The organism is Flavobacterium sharifuzzamanii (assembly GCF_003254585.1).
GTDB lineage: Bacteria > Bacteroidota > Bacteroidia > Flavobacteriales > Flavobacteriaceae > Flavobacterium > Flavobacterium sharifuzzamanii.
The window spans coordinates 426,109-452,367 of record NZ_QJGZ01000039.1; the positions used below are offsets into that span (position 1 = coordinate 426,109).

Sequence of the window (26,259 nt, forward strand, 5' to 3'; positions counted from 1 at the left end):
TGTAGCAAATGAAATTTTCCTATTTCAAAAAGCCCCAGCGGGGCAACATATCAACTCAAATTCCCGTCTCATTACATAAAATATTTATGCATTTTATTGCTAAATAATTACATTTACAAAAAATTGTAATTATGGTATTGAGCAGATTTTGGTTAGTTATTTTTATTTCTTCGATTCTTTTTATTGTAGTCAGTCTATTTACTGCCAATACTTATACCATTGATTCTGTTTTAAATGGAAAAAAAGACGATCCTGTTTTAGTTTCTGAAAAATACGTTGAAGAACTTCCGGCTTTCATCAAGGACAGTATCCAAAAAGCTCCAGATCAAACCATGATCATCAATCGTGATACGCTAAATGCTGACACGACTTATGTTTACAAAAGCAAAACTGTAAAAATTTACAGCGGACTTCAAAAATCGGACGGTTTACTGCCTACTTGCAAAAGCACTTTAGTCGATTTAATTTTACCGCTTATTGCTTATTTAGCCTTTTTCTGCGGATTAATGGAACTTTTAATCGTTTCTGGAGCTTCTGGAAACTTAGCCAAAGCTTTAAGTCCGGTATTTGTAAAAGTATTTCCAAGCATTCCTAAAAATCACCCTTCAATATCCTACATGACATTAAACTTCGCTGCCAATTTCTTAGGATTGGATTCTGCCGCAACACCGTTTGGGTTGAAAGCCATGGAAAGTTTACAGGAAATAAACCCCGAAAAAGATAAAGCCAGTGATGCACAAATCATGTTTATGTGTCTTCACGCTTCTGGACTAACTTTAATCGCAACTTCGATTATCGGTTATCGAGCGGCCGCAAATGCAACCAATCCTGCCGATGTGATGCTGCCATGTATCATCACTTCGTTTATTGGAACTATTGCCGCTTTTTTAATTGTCGGAATTAAACAAAAAATCAATTTCAAAAGTGCTTCGCTTTTAATTGGTTTAATGGGATTAATTGCTGCAATTGTTGGTTTGTTGATGTATGTAAACCATTTAGATTTAATTGGAAAAAACTATTTCACTTCTAACCTTTCTGGATTAATTTTATTGGCGATTATTGTATTTACGCTGATTTTTTCATTTAGACATGAGAAAAAATTCAAAGAAGCAGACACTACTGTTTTCGATACTTTTGTCGTTGGTGCCAATAACGGTGTGAAAACTGGAGTTACAATTTTCCCTTATGTTTTAGGAATGTTGGTTGCAATCTCATTATTCAGAAACAGTGGTTTGTTCGAAATCATCAGTGATGCAATCGGATTTGTTTTCTCGAATCTAGGTGTAAGCAAAGAAATTACAAATGCTCTTCCTGTTGCTATGTTGCGTCCGTTTAGTTCTGCAGGTTCAAGAGGTTTCTTAATTGACTCTATGAATACTTTTGGTGCCGATTCTTTGACTGCCAGATTAAGCAGTATTTTCCAATGCAGTGCCGAAAGTACATTTTATGTTATTGCGGTTTATTTTGGTTCTGTAAATATCAAAAACACTCGTTATGCATTAGGCACAATGCTTTTGGTTGATTTAATTTGCGTCATTACAGCTATTTTTGTGGCAACTTGGTTTTTCTAAGACAAGCAAAAGCATCAAATTGGCCACTTCTTATTTTTCATAAACAACTTTAAAACAACAGATAAGATTTGTTGTTTTAAAGTTTTGATATAAGTTACTGGTATGAATCGGACGCATTATCCTACATTATTTTCATATTTTTTATAAAAAACCTCTTATAATTTTATACTTTAGCCTTCTAACATAAATAAAACAATTAAATATTCCCCCAAATATGTTTAAATGGTTTTTAAGTAAAAAAAAGGAATCTAAGAATTCCGAGAAAATCGAATGCGCTGAAGAGCCAAAACCTACAGAAAAAACTGTGTCAGCGCAAAACAAATTCGATACCAACAAAATGGACTGGCTCATTAATGATTCGCTTCTTGCTTTTATGCCTCGCGAATTATTTATGCACTATTCTGATTCTAACACCGCACCAGATCCTCAAGATCCTTCCTGGCAAAATCAAGGACTGTATTTTTGGAAAGAAAAGGAAGCTTTTGAAAACAAATCGCTCCCAGAGTTTTTTCGAAATATGGATCAGAGATTATTTCTTATCAACGAAGTGCCAGATTATATTTCGCTAGTTTCAGGAAAAGCGATGCCTTGGTTTGGAATGCCTGGAGGTGGAGAAAAATTCTTTTTCAGATATGATGAGACTACACCCGTAACTTTAGAAGAAGCCCACAAACTAAATATTATCAATTATGTTGAAATTGTGGAATTGAATCAAGATAATCTGAGTGTCTTAAACGACAGGGATAATTATTGCTTTTTAATTGATCCTTATGAAGTGAAATACGAAGACCAGCTTTTTTATCTTAACGGTGAAAAAATCTCGCTAGCTGAACTTTATCAAAAAAAGAAACTTTTAGTTCTATCTGTTGAATAAAATCACTTTTGAATTATAATTATGAAAATCCACACTCTTTTCTTCCTGCTTGTTTTAATAGGATGCCAAAAAACTAAACCTACAGATGCTGCAGCCCCAATTGCAGAAATTATTGAACCGCAAGAAACATTGGAGGTCACAAATGATGAAAAGATCATCAAAACCGACACCGTATCTATTTATACTGGCGAAACAGAATCTTCTACAGATTTTATCCTAGCGCATTTGGTAGATCAGCAGGCAGATAAAGACAGTATAGTTACTGTAAAATACCGATTAGACTTTTATCAGAATAAAACCAAAACCGCATCTTCTAAAGTTGCGATAAAAAGTTTTCAAAAAGGCTCTGAGTGGACAGCCTCTTATGGATTAACATCTGAAACTTCTAAAAATTCTCCATTCATACAAATCACATTTGGATACCCTGCTTGTGGTTATGCACATGACAACTACTTGTATTATCTAAAAAATAATGGATTACAATTGGTTCACCAATGGAGCTCAATGTCTGACAGCGGCTGGGGAAGCTGGGTTGAAATAGGAAACCCTTCTGCAAATTCTGACCCGAAATCTTTTTATTGCAAAACTGTTGCATTTGTGCCTGCAGACGAAGATGAAAACCTAGATATGGGAATTCTTTCTCACTCAGACTCAATATCTTTTGAATTAAAAGACAATAAATGGAAAAAGATGCTGCTTTCTGCGAAAGACAAACCTTACTTTGAAAAAAAGATGACGTTTGATCAATTTAATAACATCGAATAAAATCATAAATCTGTTGAAGACTTCTTATTCAAATTCTTTCTTAGGTAAATAATTTCTAAATTTGTAAAAAAACAAAACAATGATTGATTTTATATACCAAGATCCTTATCCGATCTTAAAGGATGATACGCAGTACCGCAAAATCACTTCTGATTTTGTAAAAGTTGAAAAATTTGGAGAACGCGAAGTTTTAACCGTTGATCCAAAAGGTTTAGAATTATTGGCTGAAGAAGCTTTGACTGATGTTTCGTTTATGTTGAGAACTTCTCATTTGCAAAAATTGAGAAAAATTCTAGACGATCCAGAAGCTACAGACAATGACCGTTTTGTGGCTTACAATTTACTTCAAAATGCATCTGTTGCTGCCGAAGGTCAGTTGCCAAGCTGCCAAGATACGGGAACTGCAATCGTAATGGCAAAAAAAGGAGAAAGCATTTTTACTGGTGTTGATGATGCAGAATGGTTAAGCCGTGGTATTTTCAATACTTACCAAAAAAGAAACTTACGTTATTCTCAGATTGTTCCGATTTCGATGTTTGAAGAAAAGAATTCAGGATCGAATCTTCCGGCACAAATTGATATTTATGCGAAAAAAGGCACTTCTTACGACTTTTTATTTATGGCAAAAGGCGGAGGGTCTGCAAACAAAACGTATTTATACCAGCAAACAAAATCTTTATTGAATGAAAAATCGCTTGACGAATTCATTCGCACAAAAATTAAAGATTTAGGTACTTCTGCTTGTCCTCCATACCACTTAGCATTGGTAATTGGCGGAACTTCTGCTGAAGCCAACTTAAGCGCTGTTAAAAAAGCTTCTGCAGGATATTATGATCATCTTCCAACTTCAGGAAACATGGCAGGTCAGGCTTTCCGTGATCATGAATGGGAAGAAAGAGTTCAGAAAATCTGCCAGGAAAGTGCCATTGGAGCACAATTTGGAGGAAAATATTTCACACACGACGTACGTGTAATCCGTTTGCCTCGTCACGCGGCTTCTTGCCCGGTTGGATTAGGGGTTTCTTGTTCGGCAGATAGAAATATTAAAGGAAAAATTACAAAAGACGGAATCTTTGTTGAGCAGTTAGAAGTAAATCCAAAACAATTTTTACCAGAAACAGCTCCACACTTAGAAGCGCCAGTAGAAATTGATTTAGATCAGCCAATGGCAGATATTTTGGCAAAACTATCTCAATATCCAGTTAAAACTCGTTTAAAACTAAACGGAACTGTAATTGTTGCTAGAGATATTGCTCACGCAAAAATTAAAGAATTGCTAGACGCTGGAAAACCAATGCCAGACTATTTCAAAAATCATCCAGTATATTACGCTGGTCCAGCAAAAACTCCAGACGGAATGGCTTCTGGAAGTTTCGGACCAACAACTGCTGGACGTATGGACGTTTATGTGGATGAATTCCAGAAAAATGGCGGAAGTATGATTATGCTGGCTAAAGGAAACCGAACTAAACAAGTTACTGACGCTTGCAACAAATACGGCGGATTCTACTTAGGTTCTATTGGAGGTCCTGCTGCTATTTTGGCTCAAGATAATATCTTAAAAGTAGAAGTTGTTGATTTTGAAGAATTAGGAATGGAAGCAGTTCGTAAAATTACAGTTAAAGATTTCCCTGCATTCATTATCACAGATGATAAAGGAAATGACTTTTTTGCTAATTTATAATTTTTCTTAACCGCAAAGAGCGCAAGGATTTACGCAAAGTTCGCAAAGAATTATATAAAACAAAAACCGCCTATTGGGCGGTTTTTGTTTTGATATATATAGCGTGCCTTGCGTAAATCCTTGCGCTCTTTGCGGTTAAAAATCATTAAGCACTTAAATCCTGTTTTTCAAAAGCTATAAAATGTGATATCTCGCCTTTTAGATTATATATTGGCAAAGCATCTATTTTGCATTTATAAGTCTGTCCGTTTTTTCTATAATTTTCAAGGGTCTTTGTAAAAGGAATCTGCTTTTTTACGGCTTCTCTTATATCTTTTAAATCCTTTTTGGAAGTTGCTGGGCCTTGAAACATTTTTGGGGTTTTCCCTAAGACTTCTTCCTCTTTGTAACCTGTCATTTTTTTTATTCCGCTTGACGCGAAAACAATTTTCAAATCTAAATCTGTCACCAAAACCACTTCATTCTTGATTCTTTCCTGAATGTTAAGCTTTTTTTCGTCCCAGATAAATTCATTCGAAATTTTGCTTACTCTTTTCAAGTCATCACTTAATCCTTTTAGCTCATTTAGATATTCGTAATGAAAATCCCAAGATAGTATTGGAACTGTATTTCGTTGCAGTGAATCATCAGAATTTTTATTTTTCATATCAAAACAATTCAAGAGATTGATAGATCCTTTTACTCAAAGATACAAGAAAAATCCTGTTATAAAAAGCTTAGAGTCTTAATATACGCTTAACAAGCGTTATCAAAATGTAAATTTTAACTGAACGACAACTGCTTTCTTCACTTCTGTGTTCAAGTTACTTAATGAAATTCCAAGCAGCCTTACTGAATCTTTCATTTTTTCCTGATACAATAGTTCTTCAACATTTTCCATAATCAGACTTTTATCAGAAATAAAATAAGGCAAGGTTTTACTTCTTGTCTGCTGCGTAAAATCGCTATATTTAATTTTGAGCGTAATGGTTTTCCCTGAAACATTATGTCTTTTTAAACGTTTTTCCAACGAACCTGCTATTCTTTCTAATTGTTCCATCATAAAAATTTCGGAAGACAGATTTACATCAAAAGTGTGTTCTGCCGCGACAGATTTAGCAATTCGGGAAGATTTTACTTCACTATTGTGAATTCCCCTCACTACATGATAATAAAATGCTCCTGATTTTCCGAAATGTTTCTCTAAAAACTCCAAAGACTTGCTTTTCAAATCGGTTCCTGTAAAAATCCCAAGCTGATACATTTTTTCTGTAGTAACTTTACCGACTCCATAAAATTTACGAATAGGCAAATCTTCCAAAAAAGCCTCTACTTCGTCAGGATTTACCGTTTTTTGCCCATTTGGCTTGTTATAATCACTAGCAATTTTAGCTACAAATTTATTGACTGAAATACCTGCAGAAGCTGTTAATCCCACTTCATTAAAAATTCTTGTTCTAATTTCCTGAGCTAGAAGACTTGCGCTTGGATTTCCTTTTTTGTTTTTAGTGACATCCAAATAAGCTTCGTCAAGCGAAAGAGGCTCAACCAAATCAGTATATTCATGAAAAATTTTATGGATTTTAGATGAAATCTCTTTGTAACGGTCAAATCTTGGTCTAACAAAGATAATTTCTGGACAGTATTTTTTGGCTAAGACTCCGCTAAGAGCACTTCGAACACCAAACTTTCTAGCTTCATAACTTGCTGCCGAAACCACGCCTCGATTCTCTGAACCGCCAACTGCAACTGGCTTACCTCTTAGCTCAGGGTTGTCCATCTGTTCTACCGATGCATAAAAGGCATCCATATCAATATGAATAATTTTACGATATGTTGGTGTTTCAGACATATTGCAAATTTAAAAAGGAAAAACAATAAAAAAACGCTGTAAATAGTTATAAATCATATCAAATTTTAAAGAATGTGAATTCGATGAGTCCAAACCAATTATTCTTTCTATTTTTGTTCTTCTACTCGAAAAATTAAATAATGCGAACATTTGTTATAGGTGACATTCATGGCGGATTACTTGCACTTGAGCAAGTATTAGCAAGAGCCGAAGTTACTACCGAAGATACTCTAATTTTTTTGGGCGATTACGTTGACGGCTGGAGTCAGTCTGTTGAAGTGATTGACTATTTGATTGATTTAAAAAGCAAACAAAATATCATCTGCATAAGAGGAAACCATGACCAACTTGCTTTGGACTGGCTTGAAGAAAGACACGATGATTTTGACGAAGAAATGTGGTACAAACATGGCGGAAAAGCTACTGTTGAAGGCTACGCTAAAATTTCTGAAGAGAAAAAGAAAACGCATATCGAATTTCTTGAAAATCTTCAGGATTATTATCTTGACGATCAAAACCGCTTATTTGTACATGCTGGTTTTACCAATTTGAATGGTGTAAAATGGGAATATTTTTCAAAACTATTCTATTGGGACAGAACACTTTGGGAAACAGCTCTTTCATTAGACCCAAAATTAAAAGAAGACGACATACACTATCCTAAAAGATTTACCGTTTATAAGGAAGTTTATATTGGTCACACTCCAGTTACCCGAATCGGCGAAACGGTTCCTGTAAATAAAGCTTGTGTTTGGAATGTAGATACTGGTGCAGCATTTAGAGGTCCGCTTACAATTTTAGATGTCGATACAAAGGAATACTGGCAAAGTGAACCGTTGAACGAACTCTATTTTAACGAAAAAGGTAGGAATTAATTTATTTAAAAATTACATTTGCGCCACAATAATTAATATTAAATTTTTATGAAAAAGGTTATTACACTTTTGTTTTTAGTGACATTCGGATTTGTTAATGCTCAAGAAGCTTTCAAAGGAAAGGGAGATATTAAAGTAAACGTAGGTGCTAATTTACAAGATGGTGGTTCTGGAATTCAAGGTTCTGTTGATTTTGGTTTAGGAGAAAATTTCTCTTTTGGTTTTGTTGCTAACTATATCCTAGGATTTGATAATTTTAATGGTTACTACCACGGAAGTTCAGATCTTTATCACGATGCTGACCCAGATTTCTCAGATCGTTTTGATGCAAAAGCAAGAATCAATGCTAACTTATCTAGCGTAATTGGCGTAAAAGAATTAGACGTTTACCCTGGATTAAGCTTAGGTTTACATAATTTCGGAGGTCACGTTGGTGGTCGCTATTTCTTTACTGACGGATTTGGTGTTTTCACAGAAATCGGATTCCCAATTGCAAAATACGGTTCAAACAATGATCCTTTTTATCATTTGAATAATCAAGCGACTTTTAGTTTAGGAGCTTCATTTAATTTATAATTTTTTCTTAGGCTCAAAGGCTCAAAGAAGCAAAGGAACAAAGTTTTTATAAATAGAAAACCGCCTTAACAGGCGGTTTTTGCTTTTTATAGTATTTTTATTTTTTAGCGAATTTCTTAACGATTCTTTTTGCACCGTTGTTTAATTCTAATACATAAATTCCCGTATTTAAGGCGCTTACGTCTATAGGATTTTCAGAAAGTTCACCTTTACTAATTTGCTGACCTAGAATATTGGTAATTCTAAATGTATATCCTTTATTGTTTAAAAATGAAACATTTAATTCATTTACAACAGGATTTGGATATAATGCAAATTCAGGATTTTCATTAGTCTCTATCAATCCCGTAACAATTTCTTCATTCACAACTGCTCCTGAAGCGGTTATGTTTATAGAATAATCTTCGACTTGTCCATAAGAAAAACTTTCGCAAGATGTTGGAATTCCATTATATTTCATAGAAACTCTAAGTCTTGTAGTTCCAAGAGCTGCCGTTGATGGAATTGTTATACTTCCCGATGCTGAAGTTGCTGTTGATGTAGCTTTTGTCCAAACCGTTTCGCCAGAATCTGCAAAATCACCATCTTGATTATAATCTATAAACACAGCATATCCTTCACTATAAACTGTAGATGTCCATTTCGGTGTAATCGTAATTGTATATGCAGTTCCTCTTGTTGCATTTGTCGAAATTGAAGTATAATTTTCATAACCCGTTGTTCCTGTAGATGTATTATTGATTGTACCGAATACAACTTTACCAATTTTTTCGTCGGCAGTACTATTTCCTTGTGATGTACAATAAGTTAACGCAGCAGAAGTAGTTGTAACATTTACTGTATTACTCGCCACCGAAACATTCCCTGCAGCATCTTTAGCTTTTACACTAAAACTATAAGCAGTTAATGCTGTTAAACCAGTTACTGTATAATTTGTTGTTGTAGACGAACCTTTTAATGTTGTTCCCTCGTAAATATCATATCCTGTAACAGCTACATTATCTGTTGATGCTGTCCACGATAAATTAGTCGTTGTCCCTGTAGTACCAGAAGCAGCAAGATTTGTTGGAGCTGTAGGCGCAACAGTATCATTAGACCCAACATAAGCAGCACCAATACCTACTGCATAAAATGCATTGGTTGTTGCTATAACTTCAGCCGAACCTGCACCATACAAATCTATTGCAGATTGTATCCCCGATGTTCTTGCATTTGCATAAGTAGAATTTGCGGTTAAATACACACTCTCTAAACGAAAGGCAATTTTTGCCGCTTTATCGATAGTTATACCTGTTACGTTATATGAGCTCCCAATATCATTTGTTCCAGATTTACCAACTGATAAAATGTAAAACCAATGATTCAAAACTCCCGAATTGGTATGAACGCCACAATAATCGTTACTGCTAGTTGGCGTACAGCTTTGGCTTACCCAATTGGTCCCTCCATAAGTATCTGGCTGCCCCTCTGATTTTGGATTACTCATAGAACGTAAAGCAAGATGTCCTGTTCTTCTTTCGATATCTTCTCCCACTAACCATGTAGATTTTGTTGGCGCAGCACGATATTCAATACAAGCTCCCCAAATATCCGAGAAACCTTCATTCATTGCCCCCGATTCTTTTTGATAAGCAAGATTTGCTGTATAAGTACAAACTGCATGTCCTATTTCATGTCCAGCAACATCAAGTGCCGTCAAGATATCAAATCCTCCAGTTCCCGTTCCGTCACCATAAGTCATAACGCTTCCGTTCCAGAATGCATTATTATTATTTGGATATCCAGCGGCCACTAAATTGTAGTGAACATAACTTTTAATTTTTGCTCCGGCATTGTCATAACTGTTTCTTCCATGAACAGCAGACCAATAATCGTATGTCATTTCAGCACCCCAGTGTGCATCCAATGCTCCATTATCTTTATTTGTATTATTATACTCAGCAGCTGTCCAATTATTGTCAGCATCAGTAAAATTAGTTGTTGGATATGTTGCGGTTCTTGCAGAGTTATAGGTTTGAATTCCATTTCCTCGAGTTCCATCAGATAAAATATAAGAAGATCCACTTAGAGTAGTCTGAATGGTCTGAGTTCCGCTATAACGGGTCGCCGCATTTGCCGAAACAATGGCAACTTTTGCATTAGATGTTTCCTTTTGATTTTCTTTAGCCGATTCCAATTTTCCTCCGTGACTATGTTCTCCAAGGTGTTTTATGGTAGCATTATAAAACAAGACTTTTCCATTTTCAGCGTCGATATAGAGATCACCTCTGCTTAACGGATTTGTAGCATAGATATCAAACTTATAAGCCAATCGAACTTTATCAGATTTTCTGTCCTCTCCTTGTTCTTCCATATCTGGTAATAAAACCAATTCCCCTTTTGGTTTTTCATAATCCATCGCAGCGGCGTCTTCGGGTTTTTCCCATAAGTATTCTTTTGCTCCCGTATAAGCAATCGCTTTAGCAAATGCATCCTGACTTGATAATTTTGGAGTAGTTTTTACATTTTTAAAAGCATAAAATTCGCCATTCATAGAAACTAATTTACCTTCTTTAGAATGTAATGAATAATTGGCAAATTCTACTTTGATTCCCTGTTCATACAACTGAAACTTTTCATGAGTAAAACCCTCTCTATCTGATTCGGTTTTAACTTTCAAAAAAGACTGGTTCTCTTTTAATCCAAGTTGCTCTTTAAAAACAGTATTGTAATCTGTTCCCTTGTAGGTAGATTTATCACTAAAAGTGATTAGACTTGGTTGTCCATTTTCTGATAAATTTTTCTGACTTACCCGCTTGTCTGTATTTTGAGCAAATACAGGCACTGAAAATGTAAGAATAATAACGGCTGACGCCATAATTTTAGGTAATTTTCTTTCCATAATAATGTGGTATTTAATTTTGGTTAAATGGATTACAAATAAAATACTTAATGTAGGTAAATACTTTATTTTAATGTAAAAATATTTTATTTGTGTTATATTATCGATTAAATTTGCCTTTAATCGATAAAAAGCAACATTTTTTACATTAATTCCATTTTTATTTAACAAACTGTAATAATCTTGTAACAAAACAGCTATAAAACCAATTATTTGATTGATTAATAAATACTTACATACAAAACCACGTATTAAACCTTATATAATTTGTTAAAACCAACAGCTACAAATCCTTTAATTAATTCCTACAAAAAAAGCCAGCTCTTTTAAAAGCTGGCCTTGAGCGGTTTTTTCTTTTTATACTTGATTTGGAGTTTATGATCTGCTGAACTTTCTTTTTAATGTGGCCATAAACTCATTAAGTGTAATGCCGTTATATTCGTATGAATCATCTTGTAACAAATCTGAAGATTCTTTTCTTATGCAAATAGTCATCATAAAATTATCAGGTTTCTTTTTAGACACTACTAACATAGTAATTAAAGAAAAACTAAACGCGAAAATTCTAACAAAAACAAATAGATTTCGAAAAACACCTCTATCATTTCTTTCTTTTATTGCTCTACTTGTAAAGTAAAACAATTGAATTACAAATGTTAACATAAAAACATAAGACAAATATCTTAAACTATGATAACCAATTAACAACACTAAAAGTGATATTACAATTGAAGCTACCACATTTGCTATAAACAAATAACTTCCCCATTTAATATCGATTTCAAACTTTTCCAAAGGCGTATTTTTTTAAATCAGAGCAAATGCAAAGAAAAAGATTACGTTTTAATTATACGCTCTAACAGAAAACAAAAAAAAGAACCTTCATTTAAGAAAGTTCTCTTATTTAAATTTATTTTTAGCACTTCAACTTTGAGCCTCCGCGCCTTTGAGCCTTTGAACCTTAAAAAACCATCTCAGGAATTTCACCTTCAATGATCAAATCGGCTTCGGTTGAGGCGATGATGTGCTCGACTGAGATGCCTGGCGCTCGTTCTAAGAGCTTAAAACCTTTTTCGGTCACTTCGAGTACTGCAAGTTCGGTTACAACCTTTTTAACGCATCCTACGCCTGTTAATGGCAAAGTGCATCTTTTTAAGATTTTTGATTCTCCTGCTTTGTTTACGTGCATCATGGCAACGATGATATTTTCGGCAGAAGCTACCAAATCCATTGCGCCTCCCATTCCTTTTACCATTTTGCCTGGAATTTTCCAATTGGCGATGTCTCCGTTTTCAGAAACTTCCATGGCTCCTAGAATCGTCAAATCTACTTTCTTGCTTCGGATCATTCCGAAACTAAAAGCCGAATCAAAGAAACTTGCTCCCGGAAGTGTCGTAATGGTTTGTTTTCCTGCATTAATAATATCGGCATCTTCTTCTCCTTCAAAAGGAAAAGGCCCCATTCCCAGAACTCCATTTTCACTTTGGAATTCAACTGCTATATCTTCTCTAACGTAATTTGCAACCAAAGTTGGAATCCCAATTCCAAGATTCACGAAATAACGGTCTTTTACTTCTTTTGCAATTCGCTTTGCTATATCTTCTTTACTAAGTGCCATAATTTTTTAATGTGTCTTTTTAATGTGCCAATTAGTCAATTTGATCATTAGAAAATGCTTAACACGATCTAAATTAATTATCTAATTGGCACATTGTCTAATTATCTAATAAAATAATCCCAAACTGCTTTTGTTAGGTCCGCTATTATTTTTTCTGTATCCTCTCTTTTCTCTGTAATATCTTTCAAGTAAACCGACAGAATGAAATGTTTTCCGTTTGGAAGTTTTACAATTCCAATGTCATTCATTGCAACTCTCAAGTTATTATCATTTGTTCCAGAAATTCCAGTTCTGTGTGCTAATTCGGTGTTTTCAGGAAGTCCAGCTTTCATCCAAGTAAGACCTCTTGAAGTTTCAACCATTAATTGATACAAATACTTTGTCGTTTCTTGTTTTAAAATTTCGCCTTTAAAAAACTTCTCGAGCAATTCTGTTGTTGCTATTGGAGTTGTGGTATTGACATAAAGATTTTTCCATGTCTTCATTTGGTCTTCGTTCATTTTAATAACGAAATCCCTGATACCTTGCTCATTTATAAACTTTTTAATGTACTTTGTACCTCCAACTAAATTGATCAAAATGTCGCATCCGTTATTATCACTATGCGAAACCGTGTAACGAAGTATTTTATCTAAAGTCAAATTCACATTTCCCTCTGGATAATCTACTTTCATCGGACTCCATGTATCTTCTTTTAAATCTTTCTTTTTTATAAAGATTTCCTGAGTAAGATTAAGTTTTCCTTCATCGACCTTATGCAAAACTGCTAAAGCAATATGAAATTTAAATACGCTCATCATTGGCATTTTTAAATTTCCATTGATGCTCAAAGTATCCTTATCTTCAATACCTTTCATAGAAAGACCTAAAGTTGCACTTTTATTCGAAATAATTTGATGTAATTGATTTCGAAGTTCATTTGTGCCTTGAGAAAAAACTTGAAACGATAAGAACGAAAAAAGAACTATGCTAAATTTAGTCATATTTTTAATGTGTCAATTTGATAATTAGATAATGTCAAAACAATTATCTAATTACCTCATTTTCTAATTTCTAGCTCTTACAGTTCGCTGTTCAATTCGTTTCTCAAACTTCTCTCCTTGAAAAATACGCTGTACCATAATTCCCGGAATATGAATCTGATTTGGATCTAAAGTCCCAACTGGAACCAATTCTTCTACTTCTGCAATTGTAATTTTCCCAGCACCCGCCATACAAGCATTGAAGTTTCTGGCTGTTCCTTTGAAAATAAGATTTCCTGCTTCATCACCTTTCCATGCTTTCACAATGGCAAAATCGGCTTTGAAAGCTTCTTCCATAATATGCATTTTTCCGTTGAATTCACGTGCTTCTTTTCCTTCTGCCACTTCCGTTCCGTAACCTGCTGGAGTAAAGAATGCTGGAATTCCTGCCTGAGCTGCACGACAGCGTTCTGCAAGAGTTCCTTGTGGAGTCAATTCGACTTCTAACTCGCCAGAAAGCATCTGACGTTCGAATTCTGCATTTTCTCCCACATAAGAAGAAATCATTTTTTTGATCTGTTTTTTCTGCAACAACAATCCTAAACCAAAATCATCTACACCTGCATTATTAGAAATACAAGTTAAATCTGAAATTGAGGTGTTTACCAACGCTGCAATTGTATTTTCAGGAATACCGCATAATCCGAAACCTCCAAACATGATGGTCATGCCGTTTTCAATTCCTTCAATAGCATCCTGAACGCTATTTACTTTTTTTGTTATCATAACAAACTATCTTTATTGCTGAATATTTTTGATAAAAATAAGATTTTTAGATTAAATTATAACGATTTCGTAAAAATAAAACCAAAAGAAAAATCCCTTTACAAATCTTTTAAAAGACTAGTAAAGGGATTGATATATAATTAAATAAGCTTTATTGCAACATTGTTACAATTCAAACTCATCAGTATTTTGTTCGGTCTGTGTGGTATCTTTTACGACAGCTGGTCTTTGATAGCAATCTACTTTGATAGAAAGATTTGCTGGACGTTCAAATTCAGATTTTGAAATCTGAAGATCTTTATCGGCATAACACTTTTTCATATAATAACCCCAAACTGGCAAAGCTGCTGTAGCTCCTTGTCCGTAAGTCAAACTTTTGAAACGTGCTGAACGATCTTCACATCCAACCCAAACTCCAGTAACTAAATTCGGAACCATTCCCATAAACCAACCATCAGACTGGTTTTGCGTTGTACCCGTTTTACCTGCAATTGGATTTGTAAACATATACGGATATCCTGTCCAACGGTTATCTCCACTTCCACCGCCTTGCGTACGTAAACGTACACCAGAACCACTTTCTGTTACCCCTTGAAGCAATTTGATCACCGCGAAAGCAATATCTTTATTTAAAACGTCGTGAGACTCTGGAATCGGTTCGTAAATAACCTCACCGCTTTTGTTCTCAATTCTACTTAAAAACTGTGGTTTTACATAAACTCCCTGGTTTGCAAATGTACTATATGCCGCAACCATATCCTCTACCGTGATATCTACAGCTCCTAAAGCAATAGATGGCTGAACTGGAATTTCTGTTTTAACTCCTAATTTTTTAGTCAATTCAACAACTGCTTCAGGACTTGTTCTATCAATTAATTTAGCCGAAACTGTATTGATAGAAGCCGCCAAAGCTTGCTTTAAAGTTACCATTCCGCGGTATTTGTAATCAGAGTTTCTTGGTTCCCAATCTTCTGTTACGTGGTGACGTCCTTTGTGAATCATAAACGGTCCATCAAGAATAGAATCGCAAGGAGACATATTCAATTCTTCGATTGCTGTTGCATAAACGAAAGGCTTGAAAGTAGAACCAACCTGTCTTGCTCCTTGCCCAACGTGATCGTATTGGAAATATTTGTAATTGATACCTCCAACCCAAGCTTTAATTGCTCCCGTTTGAGGCTCCATTGACATTAAACCAGATTGTAAAAAGTGCTTGTAGTAACGAATAGAATCAAGTGGCGTCATAGTTGTATCACGTTCACCTTTCCAAGTAAAGACACGCATTTTTGTTTTTACTTTGAATGAAGCAATAATATCGTCTTCGCTTTTGTCCATTTCTTTCATTTGTGCCCAGCGAACAGAATTCTTCATCGCCTGCATCATGATTCTATCTGTCTCAGCTTGTGTGATATTTACGAAAGGAGCATTTTTATTGTTTTTCTGATCAATAAAAAACTGCTGTTGAAGGTTTTGCATATGCGCCGCAACAGCTTCTTCAGCATAAGTCTGCATTCTAGAATCTATCGTAGTATAAATCTTAAGACCATCTTTGTAAATATCGTAATCCGATCCGTCTGGTTTTTTATTTTCTGCAACCCATTTCTTCATGTAATCACGAAGATATTCTCTAAAATAAGTCGCTATACCTTCACGGTGACTTTCCAATTTAAATTTCAAAGTAATTGGCAAAGCTTGAAGTCTTTCTTTTTCAGCTTCAGAAATCATTTTTGCTTTTGCCATTTGAGATAAAACCACGTTACGACGGTTTTTTACTCCTTCTGGATTTCTAACGGGATTGTATAAACCTGAGTTTTTAAACATTCCAACCAAGATAGCCGATTCGTCAACTGTCAAGTCTTTTGGATCTTTAGAAAAATAAGTCTGTGCCGCAGAACTTACTCCAACAGAATAATTTCCGAAGTCATAAACATTGCAGTACATCGCTAAGATTTCATTCTTAGTATATTGTCTTTCCAGACGAATAGCGATAATCCATTCTTTTATTTTTTGCACAATCCTGAAAGGAAGGAATTTAGACCCTTCACCATGAAACAACTGTTTTGCCAACTGTTGCGTCAATGTACTTGCACCTCCGTTTGTTCCCAAACTAAAAACGGCTCTTAAAGTTCCGCGTCCGTCAATTCCTGAATGCTCATAGAAACGTGCATCTTCAGTTGCAACAAGCGCTTCAACCAGATTTTTAGGCAAATCTGAATATTTAAGCTGAGATCTGTTGGTTTTGAAATATTTACCTAACACAACGCCGTCAGAAGAAATAATCTCTGTAGCAAGGTTTGAATCTGGATTTTCTAAATCTTCAAATGAAGGCATAGATCCAAATAAGCCCCATGAGGCAAATAAGAAGAAAGCTAAAACTCCTAATAAAGAGTACGCAAATACCCTCCAGAATTTCTTCTTGTAATAATTAATATCCTTAGTTTTATTTGATGGATTGTTTTTTTTAGCAGCCATAACTATTTTTCTAATCTTTTTGTTCTATTCTAAAACCAACGTCTGTAATTCCTTGTAAAGCTTCAACTCCAGGAATCTTACCTGATTGTCTAACAGCTTGTTTGATATGAACTTTATATTTTCCTGTAAATTTTACATCTTCTTTGTAAAAGAGTTTGCTTTCTTTTATATCCGAAAATCCGTTTCCTAATAAAGTCCCATCTGGTGCTGCCATTTGATATTCTAACGTATCTACTTTTGTGAAACCGCTTGGAGTTTCTAAAGCTACAATCAAAAACAAATTATTAAACGGATAATTATTGTTATCTCGTATGTTTACAAAGGCATTGTATTTTTTTGTAGAATCTAAAACCGGCAGATCAAAGCTTATAATACTGTCTTTGTGCCAAGCGCTTCCAACAGATTTATACTCATCAAATACTCTTTTTTTATCACAAGAAAAAAGAAGTATTGCTGCCAAGAGAAGAATTCCGCTATTTTTTATTCTCATTTTTAGTATTCGTTATTGGTTTTCTAGGTTCAGCAGGTTTATTTTCATTAGAATTCTGCTTATTCGGATTGTTTTTATTCGAATTATGCTTTTTCTTATGATTTGGCTTATTTGGATTGTTTGGTTTAGCCCCAGGATTACCATTGTTCGCATTTCCAGTGTTGTTTGGATTATTATTTCCTGCTGGTTTAGCGTTATTGGCATTTTTTTCCTGCTGTGGTTTTACCGGAGTTGCAACGCCAGCTGGTTCAGCATTTTGTTTGCGTTTGCGATTTGGTTTTTTCTTTCTTTTTGGCTGGTCAAAACGAGTTAAACTCTCTTGCCCCATAGCGTTATTGAAGTCTTTTTCTGGCTCTGAAGTAACCTCAACGGCAAAATCTTCTAAAGAAGAAACCTTGTTTTTCAGCTTGTTTTCGGCAATAATTTCTTTTACCTGATCAATTTTTAAAACATGCCAGTTTGCAAAATTATTGGTATAAGCAAACCACATTAAACCTTTAAAAATATCTTGTTTTTGACAGACAGCATCTCCTTTTTCCGTAATCAATTTAGTGTCGTAATCCGGAAAATCTTTTAATGCATCCATGTAAGTGTCTAATTCATAGTTTAGACAGCATTTTAATTTCCCACATTGCCCCGCCAATTTCTGCGGATTCAATGATAATTGCTGATAACGCGCTGCAGAAGTATTTACACTTCTAAAATCTGTTAACCAAGTAGAACAGCAAAGTTCACGTCCGCAAGAACCAACTCCACCTAAACGAGCCGCTTCCTGACGGAAACCTACTTGTTTCATTTCGACTCTAGTACTGAATTCTTTAGCAAAATCTTTAATCAGCATTCTAAAATCGACACGATCGTTTGCTGTGTAGTAAAAAGTCGCTTTAGATCCGTCTCCTTGAAATTCGATATCCGAAATTTTCATTTCCAGTTTGTGCTGAATTGCCAATTCACGTGCACGAACTTTCATTGGTTCTTCACGATCACGGGCAACAGACCAGATATCAATATCTTTTTGAGATGCTTTTCTGTAAATTTTTGGAACATCGTTACTTTCATAATTGACTCCTTTTTTCTTCATTTGAATCTTTACCAATTCTCCTGTAAGAGTCACAATTCCAATATCATGTCCTGGCGAAGCAACAGTTGCTACAATATCACCAATACTTAAAGTTAATTTCTCTGAATTTCTAAAAAATTCCTTGCGTCCGTTCTTAAAACGAACCTCAACACAATCAAAAATCGCCTCTCCATTAGACGGACTCATATTAGAAAGCCAGTCAAAAACCGTCAATTTATTGCAGCTATCGGTGCCGCAAGTCCCATTATTTTTACAACCTTTTGGTGCGCCACCATCTGAGGTTGAACAACTTGTACATGCCATAATTATATATGTAGTGCTGCCAGAATGCAGCTTAAGTTCATAAACGTTTGATCGGTAAAGATAGTATTTTTTTTATTTTGCTTTTTATGGATTAAAACTAATGGTTTGTTAAATAAAAAATGAATTGTTTTATAAATAAAATTCCTCAAAAAAAAAAGAAGTTTATTCTTACTTAATAATAAAAAAAACTTGCAAACAAGGTTTTCTGTCTGTTACAAATCATAAAAGGTCTTTTTAACTTTTAATCCTAAAATATATTTACGATTTTTATGTTTTATCTTACAGCATGGTTTGCGAAGCCAACAATTACAAGCCAAATTGCAATTAAAACTTATCATCATTTTTAAATACCACTCAAATGCAAACACAAAACCAGATTGAAAATTTCCTTTTTCAGGGAAAATTTGACGAGGCCAGAGAATGTCTAAATAACGGAGAAAAATTTAATGATCAATATCTTAAAAACAACTTTTCTCAAATATCCGCCAAAATTATCGAAGCCAAAGAAGTCGATTTTATCGAAAAACTGATCAAAGCAAGTTTTATTGAAACCGATATTTACGAACTAGACAGTTTTGACCAATCGATTTTTAAACCGTTGGCGCTATATTTAAAAGATGACGAAGAATCAATTGCTTTTTTCAAAGAATTGATGTCAAAAATGGATAACCTTAACGACGAAATCAGCGATAAAACTCTTCTTGGTTATTTTCTTGAAAAAGGAATTTCACCAAAAATAGTTCAAGTTTTAGTTGAAGATTTTGGACTTAACACACAGTATAAGAACAATGCAGGAGAAAATTTCATCTATAGCATTTTGAATACTTATGGTCTTGATCCAGAAAAAGTAAAAGAAAATATCACCCTTTTGATCAATAATGGCGTTGACATCAACGAGAAAAACATTGTTGGAACTACTCCCTTAATGTGCGCTGTTAAAAGAAACCGAAAAGAACTTCTCCCATTTTTACTAGAAAGCGGTGCCGATGCTAACGAAACCGACAACCAAAACAATACCGCTTTTTATTATGCTGTTGCAGAGCAACTTTCGTATGATATGTATGACGCTTTAGCATCTGTCTCTTCCCCAGATTTTAATATTGTGAATAAAGACGGACGAACTTTGTTTACTAATTTCATCAGTTCCGTTTCTGCTTCTCCAAACAATATAACTTTTTTAGAAAGATTATTATCTGATGGTGTCGATGTGAATTTCTGCGCGCAGTATTATGGACAACCCAAATCGGGAATTGATTTTATTGTCGAAAAGAAATCGGATATCTTGAAATCGGTTTTAGAGAATGTTTCTTTAGATGTGAACGAACAAGACAATCAAGGAAATACCATTTTACATAAAGTCTGTGCTTACAATGTCAATTACGACGCAGAAATGGCTAAAGAAACCTATAGAAAAGTAAAATTGCTATTAGATCAAGGAGCTGATATTTCGATTACAAACGACAAAGACGAAACGGCTTTAATGCTTGCTTCTGGAGATAATCTCAAAATTAAAACGGTCGAACTTTTAATGAAACAATAAAACAATCATTTACTAAAATACCACATACATGTCAATGTCATTTATAATTGCCTGTGAAAACGGCAACCGAAAAATAGCCGAATTGCTTCTTCAAAATAAAGAAGTAGATGTAAAATATACGGATGAAAAAGGAAGAACTGCTCTTCATTATGCCGCGCACCGTGGTTATCTTGATATTGTAAAAATTCTACACGAAGAAGGTGTCGATATTAACTACGAAGATCATCAGGGAGAAACTCCTTTGTATTTTGCTTGTCTTCAAAAACAGAAACAAACTGCACTTTATCTTTTAGAAAATGGAGTAGAAATAACAAAGAATGATAAATACGGAAATAGCCTCTTGCATTTAGTCGCTCAAACGGCTCAAACTGAAATTGCAACAAAGTTGCTTCAAGCTGGAATCGAAGTTAATTTATTGAATAACAATGGGGAAACTCCGTTATTATTAGCTTCAGCAAAATTAAATAGAGAAATTATACAATTGCTTTTAGACAATGGAGCCGATATTAACGTTACGGATAAACAGGGAAATACACCTCTTATTTACGCTTGTTATACCAAATCGATTCCGATGGTTACATTGCTTTTAGACAATGGTGCTGATATAAACCATATGAATCATTCTGGTGAAAGTGCACTATTAATTGCTTGTTACGAAACCAACCGAATGTTAGCTAAATTACTGGTAGAAAGAGGTTCAGATGTGTTTACTTCAAGCAATAATGGACATTCTCCTATTTGGTACGCTTGCGCGAATAATCAAAAGGAGATTGTGGCTTTGTTTTTAGAAAATGGTGTCGATGTGAATTACAGCAAACCAGTTGCCAATGATACTTCATCAATGAATGATTATCTAGATTGGATTATTAGCGCAACTAATATTTCTAACGAAGGTAGTTTTACACTTAACGGTTCTTATACTTATGGCGGAGAAAGCCTTCTGCACGTTGCAACCAAAAAAGGCAATCTAAGTATGGTAAAACTACTAATTGAAGCTGGCGCAAATATCAATATTCAAGATGAATCTGGAAATACGCCACTTCACTACAGCGCTGCAAACGGAAAGAAGGATGTTGTAAAATATCTATTGGATAATAAAGCCGATGCTTCAATTGTGAATGTAAAAGAGCAAAAAGCAATTGATTATTCGAATGTAAAAGGCTTTAATGAAATTACAGAACTTATTCTAAAATATGCTCCGTCTGGAACTGTTGTAACCTCAATAAATGTTTCGCAAGAAACACCAAAAACTGAAGCTTCAAATTCGATGGAAGCAAAGAAAAAAGCATTATTAGACTTAAAAGAGCTTTTAGATGCTGGAATTTTAACTTCAGAAGAATTTGATGCTGAGAAAAGTAAAATTTTAAAAGGATAAATATAAATAAACACAAAATGAAAAAAATCTTAAATGCCACAACTCTATTTTTAGTATTAATTGCTGGAAGCTTAATTTCTACATCTTGCACTAACCTTTCACCAGAAAAAACCTTTGAAATTGCTGCTTTAAATTCCAATTTATTATCTCGTTTTGGAAGTAAAGAAATCACCGAAAAACTGCAATCTGAAGCACAAGTTTATGATGAAAGTCAAAAAAAGATGATTCCGTCTACTTATCAAGATTCTTTTAAATATGATATAACTAATTTAGAAACGCGATTAAAAACGATTCAGGATATACCGGAAGATGAAGACAACAAAGAGCTTCTTCAGGCATCTAAAGACTTGTTTACTTATGCAATTGCGAAACAAAAAGAAGGTTATCTGCCAATTGCAAAGCTGAAAGATGAAAAGGCTTCTCCAGAACAAATACAAAAAGCAATTGCAGATTTCGATGCTTCAACTCAAAAAGATATAGATGCAAAGTTCACTAAATTGATGAATGTTGCTCAAACTTATGTTGATAAGCATAATATCAATGCTAAAATTGGAATTTAAAATTTCTATTATCATAAACAACAAACCCTATTTTGAAATGTTACAAAATAGGGTTTGTTGTTTTAATTTATAGATTTTAAGTCTCCTTAACTGTAATAATTTTCACTGGGCAGGCTTTTGCTGCCAATTCACAACTTTCAACAATTGCATGATTTGGAGATTTTAAAGTAAAAAATCCTTTTGCATTCTGCGAATGAATGAGAACCGATTTTCCGTCTTTTTTTGACATCTGAAAATGAACTGGATCCATTTCAACGCAATAATTACAGCCAATGCATTTATCTCTTTGTAATGTTATAACAACCATTATGCCTCAACAATTTTATATAGTTTGTCAGACATTCTGATTCTGAATGGCAATTTGAAACTGCAATCATCTCCTTTTGTGGCCTTTTCGCCTACAGCATCATTTACAAACATTTGATCGATAATCATTTCCTGAGCTCCTGTGCTTGGACCAGTTACTAAAATTTTATCGCCGATTTTAATATCATAAGCTTCAATCTTAAACTGTCCAACCTCAGCTTTTGGGAAATAATGGGTTCCTTTACCCACATAAACCTTTTTCTGCGTTGCGGCAGATCCTGGAATATCGCTCCATTCGCCTAATTCCTGACCTAAATAATATCCAGACCAGAATCCGCGATTGTAAACCGTTTCCAAGGCTTTCATCCATTCTACAGTTTTTTCTTTGGAAAAAGTGCCATCATAATACGCATCGATAGCTTCACGATAGGTTTTTGTTACTGTTGCCACATATTCTGGCGCACGGCCGCGTCCTTCGATTTTTAAAACTTTAATTCCAGAATCGATAACCTGATCTAAGAAATCCAATGTACATAAATCTTTAGGTGACATCATGTATTCGTTATCCAATTCGATTTCAAAACCAGTTTCCTGATCGATAACTGTATATTTTTTTCGGCAGTTTTGTTTGCAAGCCCCACGATTCGCAGATGAATTATGTGAATGCAAACTTAAATAGCATTTTCCCGAAACGGCCATACACAAAGCGCCATGTCCAAAGATTTCGATTTCTACTAAATTTCCATTTGGCCCTTTAATCTGTTCTTTTTCGATTTGATCTGTGATATTCTTTACTTGACGCAAGCTTAACTCACGGCTTAAAACCATTGTATCAGCAAATAAACTGTAAAATTTAATGGTTTCTATGTTGGTAACATTCAATTGAGTTGAAATATGAACTTCCATTCCAATTGATCTTGCCATAGCAATTACGGCTTGATCTGAAGCAATGACAGCTGTAATATTAGCGTCTTTGGCTTTGGTCAATAATGTTTTCACAACTGATAAATCGTGATCGTAAATAATAGTGTTTAATGTAAGATAGCTTCGAACGTTCTTGGCTTCACATCGATTGGCAATTTCTTTTAAATCGTCAATGGTAAAGTTCACCGTTGAACGCGCACGCATATTAAGCTGTTCAACTCCAAAATATACTGAATCGCAGCCATTATCTAAAGCAGCCTGAAGCGACTCAAAATCTCCAGCTGGAGCCATAAGTTCAATTGTATTGTTAATCGTCATTTTTGATTCTATTATTTCAATGAAATGTTTTTTAATCAGTCATCTAACAATTGACAAAAATAATGTGGGTATAGATTAGGTTCCTATGATTTATATCATAGTTTTTATTTTAAAAATTATTTGCAGTCGTAATAATATAGCCCTCGATTTCAAACACAACAAATGTGTTGTTGTCATTTCAAATTCAATTTTTTGTGCATTTCAAATTCAATTTTGAAAATACATAATCGTTGCGGAGATACGTTGCGTTCCTGCGATTGAAACCGCAGGCTATGTTTTTCTTTGCGCATCTATTCTCAAATATAACCCGTGGTTTCAACCACGGGGAACGTATTGCTGAGCATTTTAAAATTAAATTCTGAAAAATACATAATCGTTGCGGAGATACGCTACGTTCCTGCGGTTGAAACCGCAGGCTATGTTTTCTTTACATCACATTATTCAATATAACCATGGTTTCAACCACGGGAAACGTATTGTTTAATCGAACATTCTATTTATCTAATCCATGTAATTTTACAAAATCATCAAATTCATCTTGTCCATTTTTCTTAAGATGATGCTGTTTTTGATTTTTAATGTAATTGTAAACAGCATTTAATTGAGATTCGCTGACAGAGAATGCACCAAACCCAGTTTGCCATGCAAATTTTTCAAGGATAAATTCTCCTCTATTCATAAAATGAGAAGAACTTCCCTTAATTTGCTTTACAATATCTGTGAATGTTTTTTGTGGATTTTGCAAAAACAAAACATGCACATGATCTGGCATTCCGTTAATGATTCTAACAGGGCAACCAAGCTCTGTTAACTCTTGCCAGATACAATCATAGAGGTTTTTCTCAATTGAAAAATCAATTAGATCCTTGCGGTTTTTGGTAGCCCAAATTACATGAATCCATAATTTGGTAAACGATTGTGACATAAATAAATTAGCATAAAAATTTTGCTAATTTACAATTTTATACAATTTATCTGACAATCTAATTCTGAAAGGAACCTCAAAAGTGACCTTATCACCAATTTTAGCAGATTGAGTTTCTGCTCCGTTAACAATGATTCTATTCAAAACCAATTCCTGCTCTCCTGTTGTAGGACCAGAAATAAGGATTTTATCACCGCTATTTAGTTCTTGGTTTTCTATCGTAAATTGCCCAACTTGTACTTTTACATAATAATGTTCTGCTTTTCCAAGAAGTACTTTTTTTACTTTTATTTTCTGACGAATATCAGCTGGTTTTTGCGCTGTTGCCAAAGCCGTTTCTGGTAATTCTCCTGAGTGTTTAAATTTTAGATTTTCAGATTTACCTTTTCTAAAAACTTTATTTCCAACTTGTTTTCCTGTTCTTAAACGAACTTGGTCAACTAGAGGCATGTGGATGATTTCTAAACATTCTGTAGAACAGCAGTTTTCCATCGCTGCTTTACAATCGTCACACTGAATGAACAATAAATGACAACCGTCATTCTCGCAGTTGGTGTGATTATCGCAAGGTTTTCCGCATTGGTGGCATTGCGAAATAATATCATCAGTGATTCTTTCGCCTAGACGATTATCAAACACGAAGTTTTTACCAATGAATTTGCTTTCTAAACCTTCTTCTTTCAATTGTTTAGCGTAATTAATAATTCCGCCTTCTAACTGATAAACATTTTTGAAACCCTGGTGTTTGAAATAAGCACTCGCTTTTTCGCAACGAATTCCTCCAGTACAATACATTACCAGATTTTTATCGTCTTTGTGATCTTTAAGCTGCTCGTTGATGATTGGTAAACTCTCTCTGAAAGTTTCAACATCTGGAGTAATCGCATTTTTAAAATGCCCCACTTCACTTTCGTAATGATTTCTAAAATCCACTACAATTGTGTTTGGGTCATCAAGGATTTCATTGAATTCTTTGGCTTTTAAGTGAACGCCAATATTAGTAACATCAAAAGTATCATCGTTTAAACCGTCAGCAACAATTTTGTGGCGTACTTTGATGGTCAATTTTAAAAATGAATGGTCATCATGCTCTACAGCAACATTCAATCGTATACCTTTCATGAAATCGTAAGCTTCAAGAGTTTCTCTAAAAGCTTCAAAATTTTCGGCAGGAACACTCATTTGAGCATTTATTCCCTCACTGGCAACATAAATTCGACCTAATGCATCAAGGGCATTCCAGGCTACGAATAAATCGTTACGAAATTTTTGTGGATCTTGAATTTTGGCATACGCATAGAAAGACAACGTAAGTCGTTGTTGTCCTGCATCATCGATCATGATGGCTCTTTCTTCTGCGCTTAAAGTGTTATACAGTTGCATGCTATAAACAGTTTTAAGTTAAGAAATATATGTTTTTTTAGATTTTCTTTAAAATCTGCGGCAAATTTAAAGTTTATTTTGAGATTAAAAATGATCTTAACTTAAATATCTTTTTTTTTAACACCTTAAAACATTAATGCAACATTGTAACTTTAGCTT

The 26,259-nt window shown here is 34.4% G+C and carries 23 protein-coding genes; 9 read left to right on the forward strand and 14 right to left on the reverse strand.

Annotation, left to right across the window (positions count from 1 at the left end; genetic code table 11):
• Nucleotides 1–131: 131 nt before the first annotated feature.
• The 4 genes from DMA14_RS14640 to DMA14_RS14655 all read left to right on the forward strand — a co-directional run bounded on the left by DMA14_RS14640 (nucleotide 132) and on the right by DMA14_RS14655 (nucleotide 4,894).
• The gene (locus DMA14_RS14640) at nucleotides 132–1,571 is read left to right on the forward strand and encodes a nucleoside recognition domain-containing protein (protein WP_111425342.1); all 1,440 of its coding nucleotides are present in this window, start codon (nucleotides 132–134) and stop codon (nucleotides 1,569–1,571) included.
• 214 nt (nucleotides 1,572–1,785) lie between these two features.
• Complete coding sequence (locus DMA14_RS14645; protein WP_111425343.1) at nucleotides 1,786–2,445, forward strand: hypothetical protein; 660 nt, start codon at nucleotides 1,786–1,788, stop codon at nucleotides 2,443–2,445.
• Nucleotides 2,446–2,466: 21 nt separating this feature from the next.
• On the forward strand, nucleotides 2,467–3,210 hold the full coding sequence (locus DMA14_RS14650; RefSeq protein WP_111425344.1) for a hypothetical protein: 744 nt from the start codon (nucleotides 2,467–2,469) through the stop codon (nucleotides 3,208–3,210).
• A 79-nt stretch (nucleotides 3,211–3,289) separates the two neighbouring features.
• The gene (locus tag DMA14_RS14655) at nucleotides 3,290–4,894 is read left to right on the forward strand and encodes a fumarate hydratase (protein ID WP_111377667.1); all 1,605 of its coding nucleotides are present in this window, start codon (nucleotides 3,290–3,292) and stop codon (nucleotides 4,892–4,894) included.
• A gap of 145 nt (nucleotides 4,895–5,039) precedes the next feature.
• Here DMA14_RS14655 and DMA14_RS14660 read toward each other — a convergent pair whose 3' ends face one another.
• Nucleotides 5,040–5,540 carry a PAS domain-containing protein gene (locus DMA14_RS14660; RefSeq protein ID WP_111425345.1) on the reverse strand — a complete coding sequence of 167 codons (501 nt, stop codon included), beginning with the start codon at nucleotides 5,538–5,540 and terminating at the stop codon, nucleotides 5,040–5,042.
• Nucleotides 5,541–5,642: 102 nt separating this feature from the next.
• Nucleotides 5,643–6,725: a DNA polymerase IV gene (dinB, locus tag DMA14_RS14665; RefSeq protein WP_111425346.1), complete on the reverse strand. Its 1,083-nt coding sequence runs from the start codon at nucleotides 6,723–6,725 to the stop codon at nucleotides 5,643–5,645.
• Between the two features lie 140 nt (nucleotides 6,726–6,865).
• On the opposite strand from dinB, the gene DMA14_RS14670 reads away from it, so the two are divergent.
• Together DMA14_RS14670 and DMA14_RS14675 are read left to right on the forward strand one after the other, a co-directional pair.
• Nucleotides 6,866–7,600: a metallophosphoesterase family protein gene (locus tag DMA14_RS14670; RefSeq protein ID WP_111425347.1), complete on the forward strand. Its 735-nt coding sequence runs from the start codon at nucleotides 6,866–6,868 to the stop codon at nucleotides 7,598–7,600.
• 48 nt (nucleotides 7,601–7,648) lie between these two features.
• The gene (locus tag DMA14_RS14675) at nucleotides 7,649–8,176 is read left to right on the forward strand and encodes a DUF6646 family protein (RefSeq protein WP_111425348.1); all 528 of its coding nucleotides are present in this window, start codon (nucleotides 7,649–7,651) and stop codon (nucleotides 8,174–8,176) included.
• 97 nt (nucleotides 8,177–8,273) lie between these two features.
• Here DMA14_RS14675 and DMA14_RS14680 read toward each other — a convergent pair whose 3' ends face one another.
• From DMA14_RS14680 to DMA14_RS14715, 8 genes are all read right to left on the reverse strand, one after another.
• On the reverse strand, nucleotides 8,274–11,057 hold the full coding sequence (locus tag DMA14_RS14680) for a M4 family metallopeptidase (protein ID WP_111425453.1): 2,784 nt from the start codon (nucleotides 11,055–11,057) through the stop codon (nucleotides 8,274–8,276).
• A 375-nt stretch (nucleotides 11,058–11,432) separates the two neighbouring features.
• The gene (locus tag DMA14_RS14685; RefSeq protein ID WP_111425349.1) at nucleotides 11,433–11,852 is read right to left on the reverse strand and encodes a hypothetical protein; all 420 of its coding nucleotides are present in this window, start codon (nucleotides 11,850–11,852) and stop codon (nucleotides 11,433–11,435) included.
• 166 nt (nucleotides 11,853–12,018) lie between these two features.
• Nucleotides 12,019–12,675, reverse strand: a complete 657-nt coding sequence (locus DMA14_RS14690) for a CoA transferase subunit B (protein ID WP_111425350.1) — start codon at nucleotides 12,673–12,675, stop codon at nucleotides 12,019–12,021.
• 101 nt (nucleotides 12,676–12,776) lie between these two features.
• Nucleotides 12,777–13,658 carry a class A beta-lactamase, subclass A2 gene (gene bla / locus DMA14_RS14695; RefSeq protein WP_111425351.1) on the reverse strand — a complete coding sequence of 294 codons (882 nt, stop codon included), beginning with the start codon at nucleotides 13,656–13,658 and terminating at the stop codon, nucleotides 12,777–12,779.
• A 63-nt stretch (nucleotides 13,659–13,721) separates the two neighbouring features.
• Nucleotides 13,722–14,423, reverse strand: coding sequence for a CoA transferase subunit A (locus DMA14_RS14700; protein WP_111377676.1), 702 nt, complete (start codon nucleotides 14,421–14,423; stop codon nucleotides 13,722–13,724).
• 165 nt (nucleotides 14,424–14,588) lie between these two features.
• A complete protein-coding gene (locus DMA14_RS14705; RefSeq protein ID WP_111425352.1) occupies nucleotides 14,589–16,895 on the reverse strand; it encodes a penicillin-binding protein 1A in 2,307 nt (768 codons plus the stop codon).
• Nucleotides 16,896–16,905: 10 nt separating this feature from the next.
• Nucleotides 16,906–17,385 (reverse strand): gliding motility lipoprotein GldH, encoded by a 480-nt coding sequence (locus DMA14_RS14710; RefSeq protein ID WP_111377678.1) that lies wholly within the window; start codon nucleotides 17,383–17,385, stop codon nucleotides 16,906–16,908.
• A complete protein-coding gene (locus DMA14_RS14715) occupies nucleotides 17,369–18,769 on the reverse strand; it encodes a PSP1 domain-containing protein (protein WP_111425353.1) in 1,401 nt (466 codons plus the stop codon). Before DMA14_RS14715 ends, DMA14_RS14710 begins: the two co-directional genes overlap by 17 nt.
• A 358-nt stretch (nucleotides 18,770–19,127) precedes the next feature.
• On the opposite strand from DMA14_RS14715, the gene DMA14_RS14720 reads away from it, so the two are divergent.
• The 3 genes from DMA14_RS14720 to DMA14_RS14730 are packed head-to-tail and all read left to right on the forward strand — an operon-like array spanning nucleotide 19,128 to nucleotide 22,244.
• A complete protein-coding gene (locus DMA14_RS14720) occupies nucleotides 19,128–20,309 on the forward strand; it encodes an ankyrin repeat domain-containing protein (protein WP_111425354.1) in 1,182 nt (393 codons plus the stop codon).
• A 28-nt stretch (nucleotides 20,310–20,337) separates the two neighbouring features.
• Nucleotides 20,338–21,684 (forward strand): ankyrin repeat domain-containing protein, encoded by a 1,347-nt coding sequence (locus tag DMA14_RS14725; RefSeq protein WP_111425355.1) that lies wholly within the window; start codon nucleotides 20,338–20,340, stop codon nucleotides 21,682–21,684.
• 17 nt (nucleotides 21,685–21,701) lie between these two features.
• Nucleotides 21,702–22,244 carry a hypothetical protein gene (locus DMA14_RS14730; protein WP_111425356.1) on the forward strand — a complete coding sequence of 181 codons (543 nt, stop codon included), beginning with the start codon at nucleotides 21,702–21,704 and terminating at the stop codon, nucleotides 22,242–22,244.
• 76 nt (nucleotides 22,245–22,320) lie between these two features.
• Here the strand turns inward: DMA14_RS14730 and DMA14_RS14735 are convergent, their stop codons facing one another.
• The 4 genes from DMA14_RS14735 to trhO form a co-directional block, all read right to left on the reverse strand.
• A complete protein-coding gene (locus DMA14_RS14735; RefSeq protein WP_111425357.1) occupies nucleotides 22,321–22,551 on the reverse strand; it encodes a ferredoxin in 231 nt (76 codons plus the stop codon).
• Complete coding sequence (locus DMA14_RS14740) at nucleotides 22,551–23,792, reverse strand: peptidase U32 family protein (RefSeq protein WP_111425358.1); 1,242 nt, start codon at nucleotides 23,790–23,792, stop codon at nucleotides 22,551–22,553. Before DMA14_RS14740 ends, DMA14_RS14735 begins: the two co-directional genes overlap by 1 nt.
• Before the next feature lie 493 nt (nucleotides 23,793–24,285).
• Nucleotides 24,286–24,717: an IS200/IS605 family transposase gene (gene tnpA, locus DMA14_RS14745; protein ID WP_111425359.1), complete on the reverse strand. Its 432-nt coding sequence runs from the start codon at nucleotides 24,715–24,717 to the stop codon at nucleotides 24,286–24,288.
• A 24-nt stretch (nucleotides 24,718–24,741) separates the two neighbouring features.
• Nucleotides 24,742–26,100 carry an oxygen-dependent tRNA uridine(34) hydroxylase TrhO gene (gene trhO, locus DMA14_RS14750; RefSeq protein WP_111425360.1) on the reverse strand — a complete coding sequence of 453 codons (1,359 nt, stop codon included), beginning with the start codon at nucleotides 26,098–26,100 and terminating at the stop codon, nucleotides 24,742–24,744.
• Nucleotides 26,101–26,259 lie beyond the last annotated feature (159 nt).